General features: G+C 67.3%; 18 protein-coding genes and 1 pseudogene. 14 read left to right on the forward strand and 5 right to left on the reverse strand.

The genetic code is table 11. The annotated features are described in order from the left end of the window. Positions 1-81 precede the first annotated feature (81 nt). Positions 82-1,368: a histidinol dehydrogenase gene (gene hisD / locus CLG85_RS10535; protein ID WP_260348859.1), complete on the forward strand. Its 1,287-nt coding sequence runs from the start codon at positions 82-84 to the stop codon at positions 1,366-1,368. 22 nt (positions 1,369-1,390) lie between these two features. Here hisD and CLG85_RS10540 read toward each other — a convergent pair whose 3' ends face one another. Continuing rightward, positions 1,391-1,723 (reverse strand): hypothetical protein, encoded by a 333-nt coding sequence (locus CLG85_RS10540; RefSeq protein WP_224844782.1) that lies wholly within the window; start codon positions 1,721-1,723, stop codon positions 1,391-1,393. Between the two features lie 392 nt (positions 1,724-2,115). Between CLG85_RS10540 and lepA the strand changes: the two genes are divergently transcribed. Together lepA and CLG85_RS10550 are read left to right on the forward strand one after the other, a co-directional pair. Next, on the forward strand, positions 2,116-3,918 hold the full coding sequence (gene lepA / locus CLG85_RS10545; RefSeq protein ID WP_095883763.1) for a translation elongation factor 4: 1,803 nt from the start codon (positions 2,116-2,118) through the stop codon (positions 3,916-3,918). 113 nt (positions 3,919-4,031) lie between these two features. Then, positions 4,032-4,850 (forward strand): hypothetical protein, encoded by an 819-nt coding sequence (locus tag CLG85_RS10550; RefSeq protein ID WP_260348861.1) that lies wholly within the window; start codon positions 4,032-4,034, stop codon positions 4,848-4,850. A 75-nt stretch (positions 4,851-4,925) separates the two neighbouring features. Here CLG85_RS10550 and CLG85_RS10555 read toward each other — a convergent pair whose 3' ends face one another. Continuing rightward, positions 4,926-5,363 (reverse strand): DUF4168 domain-containing protein, encoded by a 438-nt coding sequence (locus tag CLG85_RS10555; RefSeq protein ID WP_224844786.1) that lies wholly within the window; start codon positions 5,361-5,363, stop codon positions 4,926-4,928. Between the two features lie 284 nt (positions 5,364-5,647). Between CLG85_RS10555 and CLG85_RS10560 the strand changes: the two genes are divergently transcribed. Together CLG85_RS10560 and CLG85_RS10565 are read left to right on the forward strand one after the other, a co-directional pair. Next, positions 5,648-5,890 carry a PA2433 domain-containing protein gene (locus CLG85_RS10560; protein WP_095882203.1) on the forward strand — a complete coding sequence of 81 codons (243 nt, stop codon included), beginning with the start codon at positions 5,648-5,650 and terminating at the stop codon, positions 5,888-5,890. A gap of 120 nt (positions 5,891-6,010) precedes the next feature. After that, complete coding sequence (locus CLG85_RS10565; RefSeq protein WP_095882202.1) at positions 6,011-6,670, forward strand: class I SAM-dependent methyltransferase; 660 nt, start codon at positions 6,011-6,013, stop codon at positions 6,668-6,670. 16 nt (positions 6,671-6,686) lie between these two features. Here CLG85_RS10565 and CLG85_RS10570 read toward each other — a convergent pair whose 3' ends face one another. Further along, positions 6,687-7,454 carry an SDR family oxidoreductase gene (locus CLG85_RS10570; RefSeq protein WP_095882201.1) on the reverse strand — a complete coding sequence of 256 codons (768 nt, stop codon included), beginning with the start codon at positions 7,452-7,454 and terminating at the stop codon, positions 6,687-6,689. After that, the gene (locus CLG85_RS10575; RefSeq protein ID WP_176476582.1) at positions 7,451-8,191 is read right to left on the reverse strand and encodes a GntR family transcriptional regulator; all 741 of its coding nucleotides are present in this window, start codon (positions 8,189-8,191) and stop codon (positions 7,451-7,453) included. The genes CLG85_RS10570 and CLG85_RS10575 overlap by 4 nt, the downstream gene beginning before the upstream one ends. A 250-nt stretch (positions 8,192-8,441) precedes the next feature. Here CLG85_RS10575 and kce point away from each other — a divergent pair, with 250 nt between their 5' ends. Continuing rightward, a complete protein-coding gene (gene kce, locus CLG85_RS10580) occupies positions 8,442-9,371 on the forward strand; it encodes a 3,5-dioxohexanoate:acetyl-CoA acetone transferase (protein ID WP_095882206.1) in 930 nt (309 codons plus the stop codon). Between the two features lie 157 nt (positions 9,372-9,528). Here kce and CLG85_RS10585 read toward each other — a convergent pair whose 3' ends face one another. Then, positions 9,529-10,401, reverse strand: a complete 873-nt coding sequence (locus CLG85_RS10585; RefSeq protein ID WP_095882199.1) for a MurR/RpiR family transcriptional regulator — start codon at positions 10,399-10,401, stop codon at positions 9,529-9,531. Between the two features lie 145 nt (positions 10,402-10,546). Between CLG85_RS10585 and CLG85_RS10590 the strand changes: the two genes are divergently transcribed. From CLG85_RS10590 to CLG85_RS10620, 8 genes and pseudogenes are all read left to right on the forward strand, one after another. Beyond that, positions 10,547-11,146, forward strand: a complete 600-nt coding sequence (locus tag CLG85_RS10590; protein ID WP_375796911.1) for an N-formylglutamate amidohydrolase — start codon at positions 10,547-10,549, stop codon at positions 11,144-11,146. Continuing rightward, positions 11,143-11,319, forward strand: coding sequence for a hypothetical protein (locus CLG85_RS27720; RefSeq protein ID WP_375796912.1), 177 nt, complete (start codon positions 11,143-11,145; stop codon positions 11,317-11,319). The genes CLG85_RS10590 and CLG85_RS27720 overlap by 4 nt, the downstream gene beginning before the upstream one ends. After that, positions 11,312-11,909, forward strand: a pseudogene (locus tag CLG85_RS10595) (TRAP transporter small permease subunit). The gene CLG85_RS27720 and the pseudogene CLG85_RS10595 overlap by 8 nt, the downstream one beginning before the upstream one ends. Then, entirely contained in the window at positions 11,909-13,234 is a 1,326-nt protein-coding gene (locus tag CLG85_RS10600) for a TRAP transporter large permease (RefSeq protein WP_095882196.1), read from the forward strand. Before CLG85_RS10595 ends, CLG85_RS10600 begins: the two are co-directional and overlap by 1 nt. 57 nt (positions 13,235-13,291) lie before the next feature. Then, on the forward strand, positions 13,292-14,329 hold the full coding sequence (locus CLG85_RS10605) for a TRAP transporter substrate-binding protein (protein WP_095882195.1): 1,038 nt from the start codon (positions 13,292-13,294) through the stop codon (positions 14,327-14,329). A gap of 139 nt (positions 14,330-14,468) precedes the next feature. Beyond that, the gene (locus tag CLG85_RS10610) at positions 14,469-15,830 is read left to right on the forward strand and encodes a glutamine synthetase family protein (protein ID WP_176476581.1); all 1,362 of its coding nucleotides are present in this window, start codon (positions 14,469-14,471) and stop codon (positions 15,828-15,830) included. A gap of 10 nt (positions 15,831-15,840) precedes the next feature. Next, a complete protein-coding gene (locus tag CLG85_RS10615; protein ID WP_095882194.1) occupies positions 15,841-17,220 on the forward strand; it encodes an aldehyde dehydrogenase family protein in 1,380 nt (459 codons plus the stop codon). Beyond that, on the forward strand, positions 17,217-18,362 hold the full coding sequence (locus CLG85_RS10620; protein ID WP_095882193.1) for an iron-containing alcohol dehydrogenase: 1,146 nt from the start codon (positions 17,217-17,219) through the stop codon (positions 18,360-18,362). The genes CLG85_RS10615 and CLG85_RS10620 overlap by 4 nt, the downstream gene beginning before the upstream one ends. The last annotated feature ends 77 nt before the right edge of the window (positions 18,363-18,439 follow it).

The raw sequence follows: 18,439 nt of genomic DNA on the forward strand, positions 1-18,439 counted from the left end.
GAACCCGTACCGGCGCGGCGCGACCATGGCACAGATTAACTTTTTCCGAAACTCCCCGAAATCAGGCAAGACCCCCTCCCCATGACTGTGACCCACCTCAAGCCCGCCCCGGGCCTGCCGCCGCAGGCCGCCGCCGACACCGCCGACATCGTGCAGATCATGCTCGCCCGGCTGCGCGCCGAGGGCGAGGCGGCGGCGCTCGACTATGCCGCCCGGCTTGACGGCTGGCACGGCGAGATCGTGCTGCCAGCCGCGCGGCTCGCCGAGGCGCACCGCGCCCTGCCGGTCACCCTGGTCGAGGACATCGCCTATGCCCATGCCAATATCCGCGCCTTCGCCGAGGCACAGCGGGCCTCGGTGCAGGATTTCGAGATCGAACTGCGCCCCGGGCTGCGCGCGGGGCAGCGCCTGATCCCCGTCGGCTGCGCCGGCTGCTACGTGCCGGGTGGGCGCTATGCCCATATCGCCTCGGCGCTGATGACCGTGACCACGGCGCGCGCCGCGGGGGTGGACCGGGTGATCGCCTGCTCGCCGCCCGGCAGGGAGGGGGTGCCGCACGCGATCCTGCACGCGCTGCACGTGGCGGGCGTGGACGAGGTGCTGGCGCTCGGCGGGGTGCAGGGGATCGCCGCCATGGCCTTCGGCCTCTTCGGCCTGCCCCCGGCGGATCTCCTTGCAGGACCCGGCAACCAGTTCGTCGCCGAGGCCAAGCGGCAGCTTTTCGGCCCGGTGGGAATAGACATGGTGGCAGGGCCGACCGACGTGATGATCCTCGCCGATTCCGGCGCCGATCCCGAGGTGGTCGCGCTCGACCTGCTGGGACAGGCCGAACACGGCGGCAATTCGCCGGTCTGGCTGGCCACCGACCACCGCCCGCTGGCCGAGGCGGTGATCGCACGCCTTCCGCGACTCGCCGAGACCCTGCCCGAGCCGAACCGCTCTGCCGCGCGCGAGGCCTGGGCACAGCTCGGCGAGGTGATGCTGTGCGACAGCCGCGAAGAAATGGCCGAGATCGCAGACCGTTACGCCTCCGAGCACCTGCATGTGATGGCCCGCGACCTGCCGTGGTGGCGGGCGCGGCTGCGGTGCTACGGCGCGCTCTTCCTCGGCGCCGGGACCACCGTGGCCTTTGGCGACAAGGCGGCGGGGCCGAACCACGTGCTGCCCACCGGACGTGCCGCGCGACACACCGGCGGGCTCTCGGTACACAAGTTTCTCAAGTGCGTCACATGGCAGGAGGCGGCGCCTCCGGCGCTGCCGGAGCTTGCCCGCGCCAGCGCCGGGATCAGCCGGGCCGAGGGCATGGAGGGCCATGCCCGCAGCGCCGAGGCGCGGCTGGCGCCCGGGCCCTTCCGGGCGGTTGGATGAGATTGGACAGACCGCGCCGGGCTCAGAGCCCGGTGCACATGCGTTCGGCGCGGCTCACGAAGGCCGAGTAGCGGGTCCAGAAGTCCTTGTCGGAGCGGCGGTCCGACTGGCGGACCTCCTGTGCCTGATGCGGATCGCGGTAGAATTTCACTGCCCTGCGCTGGTCGCCGCCGCTCAACTCGTCGTTCGCCGCCGCCTGCACGCAGCCGCAGAGCGCATCGTTGCGCGCCTTGCGATCCGAGCTCATGCAGGCTTTGCTCACGGGCCCCGTCGCATAATATCTGTGGCCCGAGCCCGAGCCGCCACCGCAGCCCGCCACCAGCGCCAGAATCGTCACCAGGAAAATCGGTTTCATCCGCCTGCTCTCTTACTGCCCTTCGCATCGCGGATCTTGCGCCCGCGCTTCCTCGATTTCCCGAAGGATGCCCGAAGCCTGCGCCGGATTCAATTCACCGATTCGTTGCTGGACAGGGGCTTCCGTTACGCTATGCGGCCCGCCCGGCCGCCTGCGGCGGCGAGGGGCGCCGCCCCTCTTGGCCTGCGGCCAATTCACCCCGGGATATTTGCACCTAGAAGAAAGCCTTGGGCCGCGCCGGGAAATCGCCCGGAACCAGCGCCGTGCGGGGCTTCGCCGTGCGGCGGCGACGGGAAGGACCGCGGGAGGCGCGGGCGGATGGGCGCAGCCGCGCCGCCTGCCCTTCGATCCGGCTTGACCGGACGCCAAAACCCTTACATATCGGGCCAATCATGACCGATCTCGCGCATATCCGTAACTTCTCCATCGTTGCCCACATCGACCACGGGAAATCCACCCTGGCCGACCGGCTGATCCAGCTCACCGGCACCGTCGCCGAACGCGACATGCAGGAGCAAATGCTCGACTCGATGGATATCGAGCGCGAGCGGGGCATCACCATCAAGGCCAACACCGTCCGCATCGAGTACCCGGCGCAGGACGGCGAGACCTACGTGCTGAACCTGATCGACACGCCCGGGCACGTCGACTTCGCCTATGAGGTCGCGCGCTCTATGCACGCGGTCGAGGGCTCGCTGCTGGTGGTCGACGCCACGCAGGGTGTCGAAGCGCAGACGCTGGCGAATGTCTACACGGCGATCGACGCCGACCACGACATCGTGCCGGTGCTGAACAAAGTCGACCTGCCTGCTGCAGAGCCCGAGCGGGTGAAGGAGCAGATCGAGGACGTGATCGGCATCGACGCTTCGGAGGCCTGCCTGATCTCGGCCAAGACGGGCATCGGCATCCCCGACGTGCTGGAAGCCATCGTCAAGCGCCTGCCCGCGCCGCCCGAAGGGGATCGCAACAAGCCGCTGAAGGCGATGCTGGTGGATTCGAAGTACGACCAGTACCTCGGCGTGATCTGTATCGTGCGGATCATCGACGGCGTGCTGAAGAAGGGCGACCGGATCCGGATGATGAAGACCGGCGGCACCTATGATGTCGACGACGTCGGCGTCTACCGGCCGCAGATGACCAACGTGAAGGAACTCGGCCCGGGCGAGATCGGCTATCTCAACGCCTCGATCAAGCAGGTCCGCGACACCCGCGTCGGTGACACGATCACCCACGAGAAGAAGCCCTGCGCCGAGCCGCTGCCGGGCTTCAAACCCTCGGTTCCGGTGGTGTTCTGCGGGCTCTTCCCCGTCGATGCGAACGACTTCGAGGACATGCGCGACGCCATCGAGAAGCTGGCGCTGAACGACGCCTCCTTCACCTTCGAGATGGAGACCTCGGCGGCGCTCGGCTTCGGCTTCCGCTGCGGCTTCCTCGGGCTGCTGCACCTTGAGGTGATCCGCGACCGCCTCGAGCGCGAGTACAACATCGAGTTGATCACCACCGCCCCCTCGGTGATCTACCACCTCTATACCAAGGACGGCGAGCGCCGCGACCTGCACAACCCCGCCGACATGCCCGACATGTCGACCGTGGACCACATCGAGGAGCCGCGGATCAAGGCCACCATCATGGTGCCCGACGAGTATCTCGGCGACGTCCTCAAGCTCTGCCAGGAGCGGCGCGGCATCCAGATGGACCTGACCTACGTCGGCGGCCGCGCGATGACGGTCTACGACCTGCCGCTCAACGAGGTGGTCTTCGACTTCTACGACCGCCTGAAGTCGGTGACGAAGGGCTACGCCTCGTTTGACTATGAGATGATCGGCTACCGCGAGGACAACCTCGTGAAGATGTCGATCCTGGTCAACGACGAGCCGGTCGACGCGCTGGCGATGATGGTGCACCGCGATCGCGCCGAGATGCGCGGCCGGGCGATGTGCGAGAAGCTGAAAGAGCTGATCCCTCGCCACATGTTCAAGATCCCGATCCAGGCGGCGATCGGCGGCAAGGTGATCGCCCGCGAGACTCTGTCGGCGATGCGCAAGGACGTGACCGCCAAGTGCTACGGCGGCGACGCCACCCGGAAGAAGAAGCTGCTCGAGAAGCAGAAGGCCGGCAAGAAGAAGATGCGGCAATTCGGCAAGGTCGAAATCCCGCAGGAGGCCTTCATCTCCGCGCTCAAGATGGACAGCTGATCCGGGGCTTCCCGGGTTTGCATCAGATGGCAGGCCGGGGCAGATGCGCCCCGGCCTTTCCCGTTGTGGCGGGGCTGCCCCGCTTTCCCCTCCCCTCTTCACAGCATATCCGCATGGGAGATTTCCGATGCCCGCACCGAAGACGACCGCCGCAGCGCTTGCGCTGCTGCTCTCCGCCACCCCCCCTGTCCGCCGCGATCTGCGACTACCGACCGAGCCGGCTGGTCGGCGACACGGTGACCGGCGCCGCGGCTGCCGCCACCGGCGCCGTCGCGCAGGTCGCCGGCCATGCAACGGGCCATGCAACCGGCCAGCGCGGCGACGGCGGGTTCTACACGCTGGTCAACGCCACGAGCGGGCTCACGCTGCTGGGCGGCAAGCTCGCCGCCTCGGGCGGCGCGGCGGGACTGCTGGAGGGCGGCAGCGCCGCGGCGGCAGCGGCCATGGCCAACCCGATGGTCTGGGTCCCGGCACTGATCCTCGGCGCCGGCGGCGCCGGATACGAGGCCACCTGCGCCTATTTCGTCGACGAGCGGATCACCGATTACGACCACGTGCTGATGATCATGCGCGACTTCGAGGCGCATTCCGATCCGAGCTACTTCCGGCTCGAGGAAGACACGCTGAACCCCTTCATCGAGATCCACGACGAGGCCGGCAGCCGCGCGACCTACCGGATCGAGGATCTCTACATCGTCGACGGCATGCTCAAGCACCGGAGCTGGGGGCCGAACCGCAAGATCGGCCGGGTGGTCTTCGTGCCCGACGATGCCCCGAGCGAGGCGGTGCCGGAGGGCTCGGTGGTCGAGGTGTCGGAGACCCCTGCGCCCGAAATGTCCGCCCCCGAGGTGCCCGCTTCCGCGGCCCCAGATGCGGGCGCGGCCGAGGTCCCCTCGGCACCTGCGGCGGACCCCTTGCCCGCTACCGAGTGAGCGGGTGCAGCCCGGCTGACATGAGAAGAGCCGCCCCCGAGGGGGCGGCTCCGGGATGACCGTGGTTGAGGGGGATCACTCGGTCATCGTCTCGGGACCGGTCGGCGCGCGCTCCTGCAGCATCGCCAAGATGCGCTGGTTGAGCTCGGGGTCGGCCTGTGCCGCCTGGCCGATCTGGTTGTAGGTGTTGACGTCCATGCCATCGGTCTCGTTCACCGCATCGGCCATCTCGACCTGCGCCTGCTCGACCAGGGCCTGCTTGCCCTCGGGCTCTTCCACGGCCTCGATCTGCGTCATGTAGTCCTGCTGGACGGCCTGGACCTGGGTCGCGGCGTCGACGAAGGCGGTCAGCTGCTCTTCGCTGAACTCCAGCGCGGGCGCGGCGGGGGCTTCGGCGGCCGGGGCCTCGGCGGGCGCCTCGGGGGTGGCGGTTTGCGCCATCACCGGGGCCAGCGGGGCGGCGATGAGGGCGGCGATGACGGTCGACTTAAGCAGGGTGCTCTTGAGGGTCATAGAAGTCTCCTTCCCAGAGTGCTTGCACGGGATCATCCCGTGGCTTGCCCCGAGAGCTAGGGGGGCTGCCGCCGCGCCGCAATGCGGCGATGGCGGATCCGCGGGTCCGAGCAAGGAGTTGCCGGGAAAGCGCCCGCCCGCCAGCGGTGAGCCGCGCGTCAAATCCCCCTTGCGGAACCCCGCCGGACATTCGCGACCGGAAGGCGATCCTGCGCCTGTCCCTTCACCTCGGCGTGAACGCCCCTTTTCCCGTGCTACACTTTGACCATCCAAGGGAGGATCCCATGCAACGCCTTGCCCTCGCGCTCGCGCTCGCCCTGGTCGCGGCGCCTGCCTTCGCCTTCCACTGCCCCGCCGACATGTCCAAGATCGATGCGGCGCTTGATGCGGGTCCCAAGCTGTCCGAGGCGGACCTCGCCCGCGTCCGCCAGCTGCGCGCCGAGGGCGAACGCCTGCACGCCGCCGGGCAGCACCAGCAATCGGTCGACACGCTGGCCGAAGCCCTGCGCATCCTCGGTATCAAATAGCCGCGACCCTGCCCGATGCGGTTCCGCACCAGAGGAAGAAGCCCTTTTCTCTCAGCCGCTTCGGATCCATGGTGAGCCCCCAAGGGCCCGTCATCGGGCCGCAGATGCAGGGAGGGCATCTTGGACCCACGCGCCGCCACCACCGTCTACGCCCGCTGGGCGCCGATCTATGACCAGACCTTCGGAGCGATCACCCAGGCCGCCCGCCGCGCCGCGGTGCGCAAGGTCACCGGGCCCGAGGGCACCCGGGTGCTCGAAGTCGGCGTCGGCACCGGCCTGTCGCTGCCGCTGCTGCCGCGGCACATGAAGGTCACTGGCGTCGACTACAGCGCCGAGATGCTGGCCCAGGCCGAACGCCGGGTGGCGCGCCTCAAGCTGCCGCACATCGAAACGTTGCAGCGGATGGACGCGCGCCAGCTTGGATTCGCGGATGGCAGTTTCGACCGGGTGGTGGCGATGCACATGATCTCGGTGGTGCCCGAGCCCGAGCGGGTCATGCGCGAGATCGTGCGTGTGCTGAAGCCCGGCGGGCAGCTCATCATGTCGAACCACTTCGCCAAGAAAGACGGCCCGATGGCGCATCTGTCGCGGCGCACCGCGAAGTTCGCCGACCGCATCGGCTGGCATTCGGATTTCGACATATCGGTGGTGCTGGACACGCCGGGGCTGAAGCTGCTCGAACGCCGCGCCCTGCCGCCGGTGGGAATGATGACGCTGCTGGTGCTCGAGCGCTGCGACGCGCCCTCCCCCGCGAACGATCCGGCCCGCCCGAAGCGCTGAGCCGGAGCGTGCGGGATCAGGCCAGCATCTGCCCGTCGCCGCAGACCGAGATTGCCTGCCCCGAGATCGTCCGGCCCCGCGGGCTGGCAAGAAAGAGGATTTGGTCGGCGATCTGCTGCGGCGTCACGTACTCCTTGAGCGAGGTATAGGAAAAGGCGGCGGCCTCGACCTCCTCGAAGCTCTTGCCGAGCCGCTGGGCCTTGGCCTCGAGCACCCGGCGTTGGCGGTCCCCGGCGACGATGCCCGGCAGGATCGCATTGGCGCGGATGCTGTCCTTCCCCAACTCGATGGACAGCGACTTGGTGAAGCCGATCACGCCCCACTTGGCTGCGGCGTAAGGCGTACGCAGCGCAAAACCCACTCGCCCCGCCATCGACGAGAGGTTGAGGATCGAGGCGTTGCCGCTCTGCCGCAGCGCCGGCACCGCGTGGCGCACGCAATGGAACTGCGAAGTGAGGCTGACCGAGAGGCACTGCTCCCAGGCCTCGGGGTCGATTTCCTCGACCGGGCTCGTCGGCCCGGCGATCCCGGCGTTGTTGACCAGCACATCGAGCCCGCCGAGCGCGGCGATGGCACCTTGCATGAAGCTCTCGATCTGCCCTGCGTCGGAGACGTCGCAGCGCTGCTGCCAGACCTCGGGCGGAAGCGACGCCAGCGCGGCCTCGTCGATATCGCAGGTCGCCACCCGCGCGCCCTCGGCAAGGAAGCCCTCGACGATGGCCCGACCTATGCCCTGTGCCCCGGCGGTGACGATGACTCGCGCGCCTTCGAGTTCCAGGTTCATGGCAGGATCCTCCTGCGGCTGTCTTCCATTTCCTCGGCGCCGTAGGCGCGGATCAGCTCTGCCGCGACGCGGATGTCCTCGGTCACCGCCTGCGCCGCCGCATCGCCGTCCCGGGCGCGCAGCGCCTCGCAGAGCTGGCGGTGGTGGGCGCGCGAATGGTGCGTCCGCGAGCGGCCGATCTCCTCTTCGAGCGGCACCTCCGCCTTCACCCCTATGTCGAAGTTGATGATCGGCCCGGCCTTCAGCCAGAGCATGGTGATCACGTCCATCAGCACCTTCGACCCCGCCGCCCGGTAGAGCGCGAAATGCAGGTCCTTGTTGGCCGCCACCGCCTCGGGGCTGCCATAGGCCGTATCGAGGATCGTCTCGAAACGCTCGGCCAAGGTCAGGATCTCGTCGATCTCCTCGGGCGTGGCGCGCTCGGCGGCGCGCCTTGCGGCCTGCGCCTCGGTGAGGACCCGCATATCGGTGAGGTCGGCGAATTCCTCGCCGCTCATCAGCGGCACCTGCACGGCGCGCTTCGGCTCGACCAGCAGGGCCCCGCCCGCGGCAAGCCGGCTCACCGCCTCGCGCACCGGCATCATCGACACGCCCAGACGCTCGGCCAGATCGCGCAGCGAGATGCGGTCGCGCGGTTTCAACTGTCCTGAGAGCAGCATCTCGCACAGGGTCTCATGCACCTGTTCCGAGAGCGTGCGCGGCCGCGCTTCCGGCGGCCGTTCCTGAGTTTCGCCCATGTTTCCCATTTCTCCCCGTTGACTCTTTGCGAGTCCTTCTGCAACTGTGATCTCAGATCACACCAGAACGGGCAAGACCGCAACCGTTGATCCCGCGGCAAGGGAGGAATGACTGCCACGGGAACTCGGGTCACCAGAATCTGGTGTGATCTATGGCGCCAGCCCCGAGGAGGACCGCGATGCAGCCGACACCAACGAACACCCGCCCTTCGGCGCGCCGCGCCATGCGCACCTGATCCGGGACATCCACATGGCCAAGACCCGCAAGGTGATCATCACCTGCGCCGTGACCGGCGCGATCCACACGCCCTCGATGTCCGAATACCTGCCCGTCTCCGCCTCGGAGATCGCCGAGGCCGCCATCAGTGCCGCCGAGGCCGGGGCCGCGGTGGTGCACCTGCACGCCCGCAACCCCGAGGACGGCCGGCCGGACCAGACACCCGAGGCCTTTGCCCCCTTCCTGCAGGTGATCAAGCAGGCCTCGAACGTGGTGGTCAACATCACCACAGGCGGCGCCCCGACGATGACCATCGAGGAGCGCATCCGCCCGGCGCAGACTCACCGGCCCGAGATCGCCTCGCTCAACATGGGCTCGATGAACTTCGGCCTCTTCCCGATGCTGCAGCGCTTCCCGGACCTCGCGCACCAGTGGGAGCGCGACTACGTCGGCAACAAGGACATCATCTTCAACAACAGCTTCGGGCAGATCGAGCATATCGTCACCACGCTCGGCGCGCTCGGCACCCGCTTCGAGTTCGAGTGCTACGACACGGCGCATCTCTACAACCTGAAGTATTTCCTTGATCAGGGGCTGGTGAAGGGCCCGCTGTTCATCCAGACGGTCTTCGGCCTGATGGGCGGCATCGGCGCGCATCCCGACGACGTCATGCACATGAAGCGCACCGCCGATCGGCTCTTCGGCGACCAGTACCGCTGGTCGGTGCTGGGGGCGGGCAGGAACCAGCTTCCGATTGCCGCCATGGCGGCCGCGATGGGCGGGCACGTGCGCGTCGGGCTCGAGGATTCGCTCTGGGCCGGTCCCGGCCAGCTTGCCCGCAGCAACGCCGAGCAGGTTGGCAAGGCGCGGCAGATCATCGAGGGGCTGGGGCTGGAACTCGCCACCCCCGACGAGGCCCGCGAGATCCTCGACACCAAGGGCGCGGATGCTGTCGGCTTCTGAGCCGGACCCACTCGAGAGAATGCTCCCAAACTGCCCCCGTCGCCCCTCATAGCGCCGGGGGCTTCTTTTGATTGGAGCGGGGCGCAGCCCGCCCGGTAGCAAGGCGCAGCCGCCGGGCGAGCGCCCGCCCGTCCCGGCTCACGTAGCCCGCCTGCCCTCAGGGCTTGCGAAACAGCCGCGTCAGCTCGAACAGCTGGTCCAGCCGCTCGAAGCGCTCGCGTGCATCGGGCCAGCGTTCTTCCTGCGCCGCAGCGACAAGCGCCTCGACCAGCGACAGGGTGGAGATGTTGGAATCCCAGGCCGAGGGGATCTCGACCCAGCAGTTGAAGGCATGCTCCGCGACGCCGGCGATCGGGCTCGACCACTGGTCGGTGATCAGGATCACATGCATTCCCCGCGCCGCCGCGATCTCGGCCAGCCGCTGCAGGTTGTCCTCGTAACGGCGGATGTCGAAGATCAGCAGCGTATCGCCCTCCTCCATGTCCAGCACGTAGTGCGGCCATGTGGCGGAAGACGAAGTCAAATGGGTGACCCGCGCCCGGATCGCCTGGAAATGGGTAAAGGCATATTCCGCCAGCGAGCGGGTGATCCGCCCACCGACCACGTAGAGCCGCCCCTCGGTCGAGGCCAGCCGCTTGGCTGCCGCGTCAAACTGCGCCGCGTCGATATTGGTGAAGGTCTGCCGCAGGTTCTGCGTCACCGCCTCGGCGAAGCGGTTCAGCAGGTGCGACTCCGGCGCTTCCGAGGCCCAGACCGCCCGCCGCGCCTCGGGTCCCGAGACCTTGGCCTGCAGCTCCGACAAGAGCGCCGCGTGGAAGGCCGGATAGCCCTTGAACCCCAGCTTCTGCACCATCCGCGCCACGGTCGGCGTTGACACCCCGGCATTCGCGGCCGCGGCGGTGATCGAGGCGATCCCCGCGCCGGGGTAATCGCCCAGCAGCGCCTGCGCGAACTTGCGCTCGGAATTGGTCAGCTGCGCGTAATGCTCGCGGATGAGCTGGCGCACGGTGCCGTTCGGGCTGGTTTCCACGGGCTCCCCTTTGTGCCGGGTTCAAAAATTGGGCAGAAATCGACGGCACTTGGCGCCCGGTCCCCTCGACCCAAAATCGTTCTGAAAAAATATTGACGCATTATCGAGCGCGTGGAAAGGTTTTTCCAAAGACAGGGGGACAGACGTGTCGGAAGAAGACACCACCGCATTCGAAGTGAGCAGAGCCATGGGCCGCGGCCCGGCGCTGCTTCTTTGCGAGCACGCCTCGAACGCCATTCCCGCGCGCTATGACGGGCTGGGGCTGCACGAGGAGGACCGTCGCAGCCACGCCGCCTGGGACCCGGGCGCGCTGGCTCTGGCCGAACGGCTGGCCGAGGCGCTGGACGCGCCGCTGGTGGCGGGCAGCGTCTCGCGGCTGGTTTATGACCTGAACCGCCCGCCCGAGGCCGCCTCGTCGATGCCCACGAAGACCGAGACCGTGGACGTGCCCGGCAACATCGGCCTCTCCGACGCCGAGCGCGCCCAGCGCACCCGCGACGTCTACGACCCCTTCTGCGCCGCGGTGACCGGCGCCGTGGTGACCCGCAAGGCACTGGAGACCCCCTTTGCCCTGATCACCGTGCACAGCTTCACACCGACGTGGTTCGGCCTCCCGCGCGAGGTCGAGATCGGCATCCTGCACGACGCGGACAGCCGGCTGGCGACCGCATGCTGGACGAGGCGAGCCGCCTGCCCGGCCGTCGCATCGCGCGCAACGATCCCTACGGCCCCGAGGACGGCGTGACCCATTCGCTGAAGCTGCACGGCATCGCCAACAACCTGCCGAACGTGATGATCGAGGTGCGCAACGACCTGCTCGCCGACCAGACCGGGATCGAGATGATCGCCGGAGAACTGCTGACCCTGCTGCGCCCGGCGCTGGCGGGTCTGGGACTGACGGAGACGGACAATGCCTGAAGCCATGGTCTGCTACGTGCGGATCATCGACAAGATGAATCGCGCCATCGGGCGTTTTGCCATGTACCTGCTCTTTGCGCTGATCGGCGTGCTGATCTGGTCCTCGGTCTCCAAGACCTTCTTCACACCGACGCTTTGGACGCTGGAGACGGCGCAGTTCATCATGGTCGCCTATTACGTTCTGGGCGGGCCTTACTCGATCCAGATGGGCTCGAACGTGCGGATGGACTTCTTCTACGGCGACTGGTCGCCGCGCCGCCGCGCCATCGTCGACGTGATCACCATCTGGTTCCTGCTGTTCTACCTCGGCGTGCTGCTCTGGGGGGGCGATCAGCTCGACCGCCTACAGCTTCGGCTATTTCGGCACCGAGCCCTTCAAGTTCTTCGGCGAGCTCATCTGGGCCTTCGTCACCGGCGGGCCAAGCGCCGCCGCCGAGCACCTGGGCCATCTCGAGCGCAGCCCGAGCGCCTGGCGCCCCTACGTCTGGCCGGTGAAGGTCATCCTGTGCTTCGGCGTCGCGCTGATGATTTTGCAATGCGTCGCCGAATTCTTCCGCGACATCGCCCGCATCCGCGGAGAGGACCTCTGATGTCGCAAGACCTGATCGCAATCGTCATGTTCTCGGGGATGCTGGGCCTCTTGCTGACCGGGCAGCGCGTGTTCGGCGCCATCGGATTCGTCGCCGTGGTGGCCGCGCTCTGCCTCTGGGGCGACCGTGGCGGCTTCGACCTGGGCTTTGCCGCCTCGATCAAGCTGATGAAATGGTACCCGCTGCTGACCCTGCCGATGTTCATCTTCATGGGCTACGTGCTGTCGGAATCGAAGATCGCCGACGATCTCTACAAGATGTTCCACGTCTGGATGGGCGGCCTTTCGGGCGGTCTGGCGGTGGGCACCATCGGCCTCATGGTGCTGATCTCGGCGATGAACGGGCTTTCCGTGGCGGGCATGGCCATCGGCGCCACCATCGCGCTGCCAGAACTGCTGAAGCGCGGCTATGACAAGCGCATGGTGACCGGGGTGATCCAGGCGGGATCAAGTCTCGGCATCCTCGTGCCCCCCTCGGTGGTGCTGGTGCTCTACGCGATGATTGCCCGCCAGCCGGTCGGCCAGCTCTGGCTCGCCGGGGTGATCCCGGGCCTGCTGATGGCGGCGGCCTTCGTCATCTACATCGTCATCCGCTGCAAGCTGAACCCCGAGCTCGGCCCGATCCTGCCCAAGGCCGACCGTGACATCCCCATGGCCGAGAAGCTGCGCCTGCTGCGTGCCGGGCTGCTGCCGCTGGTCATCTTCTTCGTGATGATGGTGCCCTTCGTGCGCGGCTGGACCTCGCTGGTGGAAAGCTCGGCCATCGGCGCGGTGGCCGCCTTTGTCGCGGCGGTGCTCAAGGGGCGAATGACCCGCCAGGTCTTCGAGAACTCGGTGCGCAACACCCTCGGCGTGTCGTGCATGTTCATGTGGATCATCCTCGCCGCCCTCGCCTTCGGCGCGGTCTTCGACGGGCTCGGCGCGGTCAGCGCCATCGAGGAGCTGTTCACCGAGAAGCTGGGCCTGTCCCCCTGGATGATCCTCATCCTGATGCAGCTGAGCTTCATCGTCATGGGCACCTTCCTCGACGATACGGCCATGCTGGTCATCGTGGCGCCGCTCTACGTGCCTCTGGTCGGACACCTCGGGTTCGACCTGGTGTGGTACGGTGTCCTCTACACCATCACCTGCCAGATCGCCTACATGACCCCGCCTTTCGGCTACAACCTCTTCCTGATGCGCGCCATGGCCCCGCCGCAGATCGGCCTGCGCGACATCTACACCTCGATCATCCCCTTCGTCGCGGTGATGACCGTGGTGCTGGCGATCATCATGATCTTCCCCGAGCTGGCCCTGTGGCTGCCGGACCTCGTCTACCAGAACTAACAACGAGACCCCCGTGAAGAGGGGCACAGACATCAACCACGCAACAGGAGAGACAAGATGACCCTGACACGACGCAAGATCCTGAGCGGTGCCGCACTGGCCGCTCCGGCTGCGCTCGCGGCGCCGTCCATCGGCCGCGCGCAGGAGCCGATCAAGTGGCGCTTCCAGACCTACGCGGGTGCCGCCCTCGGCGAACAGGTGACCAAGCCGATCGTCGACTACATCAACACCGCCGCCCAGGGCGAGCTGGAGATCGAGCTCTACTACGCCGACCAGATCGTGCCCACCGGCGAGCTCTTCCAGGCGCTCCAGCGCGGCACCATCGACGCCGTGCATTCGGACGACGACTCCATGGCCTCGCCCACTCCGATGCGCGTCTTCGGCGGCTACTTCCCCTTCGCCACCAAGCACATCCTCGACGTTCCGGTGCTGTTCCAGCAATACGGGCTCGCCGACATCTGGCGCGCCGAATACGAGAAGGTCGGCGTGACCTGGCTCTCGGCCGCGGGTCAGGACCCGTGCAACTTCAATACCAAGAAAGAGATCACCAGCCTCGCCGATCTCGACGGGCTGAAGCTCTACACCTTCCCCACCGCCGGGCGCTTCCTGGCGCAGTTCGGCGTGGTGCCGGTGAACATCCCCTACGAGGATGCGGAAGTCGCTGTGCAGACCGGCGAGCTTGACGGCATGGCCTGGTCGGGCATCACCGAGGATTACACCGTCGGCTGGGCGAACGTCACCGACTACTTCCTGACCAACAACATCTCGGGCGCCTGGATCGGCTCGATCTTCGTCAACCAGCAGCGTTGGGCCGATCTGCCCGAGCACCTCAAGACGCTGGTGATGGCCGGGATCAAGGCCGCCGACACCTACCGCAACCAGTGGTACTGGGGCGGCGAGGCAAAGCTGCGCGCCACCGGCGACAAGCTGCAGCTGCGCTCGGTGCCGCCGGAGGAATGGGCCGAAGTCGAAAACGCCGCCAAGGCCTTCTGGAAGGAGATCGCCCAGGAAAGCGAGGTCCACGCCAAGGTTGTCTCGATTTTCGAAGAGTACAACGGCGTCATCAACCAAGCCGGCCCGCCCTACAACTTCTGAGGCGTTCCGTCGCAACATCTCGGCCCCCGCTCAGCTATTGCGGGGGCCGATCCCCTCGCATAAATCTGCGAGTATAATTTGATCAAATCCCCGCGCCCGCGCGCGGTGACACGGACAAGCCCAGCAAGGAGCCCGCGGAATGACCGCCCCCCTGACCCTAGACGACCTGAAAAACGCCGCACGCGCCGGCGAGATCGACACCGTCCTCGTTTGCGTCGTGGACATGCAGGGTCGTCTGCAGGGCAAACGCTTCCACGTCTCCAACTTCCTCGAGCATGCGATCGAGGAAACCCATTGCTGCAACTACCTCTTCGCCACCGACCTCGTGATGAGCACCCCCGAGGGCTTCGCCTCCACGAGCTGGGCCTCGGGTTATGGCGACTACGTGATGAAGCCCGACCTCGCCACGCTGCGCCCCGTGCCCTGGCTCGAGGGCACGGCGATGATCCTGTGCGACGTGCTCGACCACCACGGCCAGCCTGCCGCCGAGTCGCCGCGCCAGATCCTGCAAAAGCAGATCGCCCGCGCCGAGGCCATGGGCCTCACCCCGATGATGGCGACCGAGCTGGAGTTCTTCCTCTATGCCCGCTCCTACGACGACATCCGTCACAGCGGCTGGCGGGATCTGGAAACCCTCTCGCCCTACAACCAGGACTATTCGATCCAGCTCACCAGCCGCGAGGAATACGTGCTGCGCCCGGTGCGCAATCACCTCTACGCCATGGGCGTGCCGGTGGAATGCACCAAGGGTGAGGCCGAGCACGGCCAGGAAGAACTGAACATTCGCTACGCCGACGCGCTGACCTGCGCCGACCACCACGCGATCTCGAAGCACGCGGTCAAGGAAATCGCCCACCAGCAGGGCCACGGCGCCACTTTCATGGCCAAATGGCACGCCGACAAGGTGGGCAGCGCCGCGCATATCCACCAGTCGCTGTTCAAGGGGACGGAGAACGCCTTCTACGACAAGGACGGCGCGCATGGCATGTCGCAGACCATGAAGCATTACGTCGCGGGCCTGCTGAAGTATGCCCCCGACGTGACGCTCTTCCTCGCGCCCTACATCAACAGCTACAAACGCTTCGCCCCCGGCACCTTCGCGCCGACCAAGACCGCCTGGTCGGTGGACAACCGCACCGCGGGCTTCCGCCTCGTCGGCGAGGACACCAAGGGCGTGCGCATCGAATGCCGCATCCCCGGCTCGGACATGAACCCCTACCTCGCCTGCGCCGCGCAGCTGGCCGCAGGCCTTGCCGGGATCGAGGAGAAGCTCGAGCTGCCCGAGCCCGCCAAGGGCGACGTCTATGGAATGGATCACGTGCCGGACGTGCCGAACACCCTGCGCGCCGCTACCCTCGCCTTTGCCGGCTCGAAGATGCTGCGCGAAGCCTTCGGCGAGGCGGTGATCGAGCATTTCGCCCATGCCGCCCGCATCGAACAGAACGATTATGACCGCGCGGTTACCGACTACGAGCTGGCGCGCGGCTTCGAGCGCGCCTGAGGAGGCTCTCATGACCACCCTGAAGAATATCTCTCCCATCGACGGCTCGGTCTTCGCCTCGCGCGAGACGCTGTCCCTCGAAGAGGCCCGCGCGGCCGCGAACTCGGCGCGGATCGCGCAGTCAGAATGGGCCGCCCGCCCGCTCGCCGAGCGCATCGAGCTCGTCATGAGAGGTGTCGCCGAGATCGGCGCCCAGAACGAGGCGATCGTGCCCGAACTGGCGCAGATGATGGGCCGCCCGGTGCGCTACGGCGGCGAGTTCGGCGGCTTCAACGAGCGCGCCTCCTACATGGCCGAGATCGCCGAAGTCGCGCTGGCCAACATCGAGGTCGGCGAGGACGCCACCTTCAAGCGCTACATCAAGCGCGTTCCGCATGGCGTGGTCTTCGTGGTCTCGCCGTGGAACTACCCCTACATGACCGCGATCAACACCGTGGCCCCGGCGCTCATCGCCGGCAACACCGTGGTGCTGAAGGGCGCGACGCAGACCCTGCTCGTCGGCGAGCGTCTGGCCAATGCCTTCCACAAGGCCGGCGTGCCCGAGGCGGTGTTCCAGAACCTCTATCTGGATCATGACACCACCTCGGCCCTGATCGCCGAGGGCGCCTTCAACTTCGTCAACTTCACCGGCTCGGTCGGCGGCGGCAAGGCCATCGAGCGCGCCGCGGCGGGCACCTTCACCGGGCTCGGACTCGAGCTCGGCGGCAAGGATCCGGGCTACGTGATGGAGGATGCCGACCTTGATGCGGCGGTGGACACGCTGATCGACGGCGCGATGTTCAACTCCGGCCAGTGCTGCTGCGGCATCGAGCGCATCTACGTTCACGAGAGCCTCTACGACGCCTTTGTCGAGAAGGCCGTGGCGGTGGTGAAGGGCTACAAGCTCGGCAACCCGCTCGACGCGGAAACCACCATCGGCCCGATGGCCAATGTCCGCTTTGCCGAGGAAGTCCGCGCGCAGATTAAAGAGGCGCTGGAGATGGGGGCAACGGCCCATATCGACACCTTCCCCGAGGACGACGGCGCCGCCTACCTGACCCCGCAGATTCTGACCAATGTGACCCACGACATGCGCGTCATGCGCGATGAGAGCTTCGGCCCGGTGGTCGGCATCATGAAGGTGAAGGACGACGCCGAGGCCATCGCGCTGATGAACGACAGCCCGTTCGGCCTCACCGCCTCGCTCTGGACACAGGACGTGGAGCGGGCGCAGAGGGTCGGCGATGCCATCGAGACCGGCACCGTCTTCATGAACCGCGCCGACTACCTCGATCCGGGGCTCTGCTGGACCGGCTGCAAGCAGACCGGGCGCGGCGGCGGCCTGTCGGTCATCGGCTACCACAACCTGACACGACCCAAATCCTACCATCTCAAGAAGGTGACGAAATGAGCCTCACCGCCAACTGGTCCTACCCCACCGCCATCAAGTTCGGCGCGGGCCGCATCGCGGAACTGCCCGCCGCCTGCGCGCAGGCCGGCATCACCAAGCCGCTGCTGGTCACCGACCGCGGCCTTGCCACCCTGCCGATCACCGAGAGCACCATCGCCGTGCTTGAAACCGCCGGCCTGCATTGCGGTCTTTTCTCGGATGTCGATCCCAACCCCAACGAGCGCAACCTCGCCGCGGGCGTCGCGGCCTACAACGCGGGCGGCTACGACGGGGTGATCGCCTTCGGCGGCGGCTCCGGTCTCGACCTTGGCAAATGCGTGGCCTTCATGGCGGGGCAGACCCGGCCGGTCTGGGACTTCGAGGATATCGGCGACTGGTGGACCCGCGCCGACGCGGACGCCATCGCTCCCGTCGTCGCCGTGCCGACCACGGCGGGCACCGGCTCGGAGGTCGGGCGCGCGGGCGTGCTGACCAACTCCGAAACCCACGAGAAAAAGATCATCTTCCATCCCAAGATGCTCCCCGCCGTGGTGATCTGCGATCCCGAACTGACCGTCGGCATGCCCAAGGCGATCACCGCCGGCACCGGGCTCGACGCCTTTGCCCACTGCGTCGAGGCCTTCTCCTCGCCCTTCTACCACCCGATGTCGCAGGGTATCGCGCTCGAGGGCATGCGGCTGGTGATCGAGTACCTGCCGCGCGCCTACGCCGACGGCACCGACCTCGAGGCGCGCGCGCAGATGATGAGCGCCGCCGCCATGGGCGCCACCGCCTTCCAGAAGGGTCTCGGCGCGATCCACGCGATGAGCCACCCCATCGGCGCGGTCTTCGGCACGCACCACGGCACCACCAACGCCGTCTGCATGCCCGCCGTGCTGAAGTTCAACGCGGACGCCATTCGCGAGCGCTTCGACAAGGCGGCGGGCTATCTCGGCATCGAGGGCGGCTTCGACGGCTTCTGCGCCTTCGTCGACCAGTTCAACGACAGCCTCGGCGTGCCCAAGGGGCTGACCGCGCTCGGCGTGACCGAGGAGACGATCCCCGAGCTTGTCAAAGGCGCGATCAAGGATCCTTCCTGCGGCGGCAACCCGATCGAGCTGACCGAGGAGAACCTCGAGGCGCTGTTCCGCGCCGCGATGTGAGCCTGCCGGTTTGAGCTATGAGGGCCGGGGCTAGAGCTCCGGCCTTTTTTTCGTCTCCACGCGACGGCAGAGGGCGC

Origin of the sequence: Alloyangia mangrovi (assembly GCF_002300555.2) — a bacterium.
GTDB lineage: Bacteria > Pseudomonadota > Alphaproteobacteria > Rhodobacterales > Rhodobacteraceae > Salipiger > Salipiger mangrovi.

Coding starts and splice junctions, on each gene's coding strand:
- CLG85_RS10560 (WP_095882203.1), top strand. CDS start 5,648: ATGCAACGCCTTGCCCTCGCGCTCGCGCTCGCCCTGGTCGCGGCGCCT.
- lepA (WP_095883763.1), top strand. CDS start 2,116: ATGACCGATCTCGCGCATATCCGTAACTTCTCCATCGTTGCCCACATC.
- kce (WP_095882206.1), top strand. CDS start 8,442: ATGGCCAAGACCCGCAAGGTGATCATCACCTGCGCCGTGACCGGCGCG.
- CLG85_RS10610 (WP_176476581.1), top strand. CDS start 14,469: ATGACCGCCCCCCTGACCCTAGACGACCTGAAAAACGCCGCACGCGCC.
- CLG85_RS10620 (WP_095882193.1), top strand. CDS start 17,217: ATGAGCCTCACCGCCAACTGGTCCTACCCCACCGCCATCAAGTTCGGC.
- CLG85_RS10540 (WP_224844782.1), bottom strand. CDS start 1,723: ATGAAACCGATTTTCCTGGTGACGATTCTGGCGCTGGTGGCGGGCTGC.
- hisD (WP_260348859.1), top strand. CDS start 82: ATGACTGTGACCCACCTCAAGCCCGCCCCGGGCCTGCCGCCGCAGGCC.
- CLG85_RS10550 (WP_260348861.1), top strand. CDS start 4,032: ATGGGAGATTTCCGATGCCCGCACCGAAGACGACCGCCGCAGCGCTTG.
- CLG85_RS10615 (WP_095882194.1), top strand. CDS start 15,841: ATGACCACCCTGAAGAATATCTCTCCCATCGACGGCTCGGTCTTCGCC.
- CLG85_RS10575 (WP_176476582.1), bottom strand. CDS start 8,191: ATGGGCGAAACTCAGGAACGGCCGCCGGAAGCGCGGCCGCGCACGCTC.
- CLG85_RS10555 (WP_224844786.1), bottom strand. CDS start 5,363: ATGACCCTCAAGAGCACCCTGCTTAAGTCGACCGTCATCGCCGCCCTC.
- CLG85_RS10600 (WP_095882196.1), top strand. CDS start 11,909: ATGTCGCAAGACCTGATCGCAATCGTCATGTTCTCGGGGATGCTGGGC.
- CLG85_RS10605 (WP_095882195.1), top strand. CDS start 13,292: ATGACCCTGACACGACGCAAGATCCTGAGCGGTGCCGCACTGGCCGCT.
- CLG85_RS10570 (WP_095882201.1), bottom strand. CDS start 7,454: ATGAACCTGGAACTCGAAGGCGCGCGAGTCATCGTCACCGCCGGGGCA.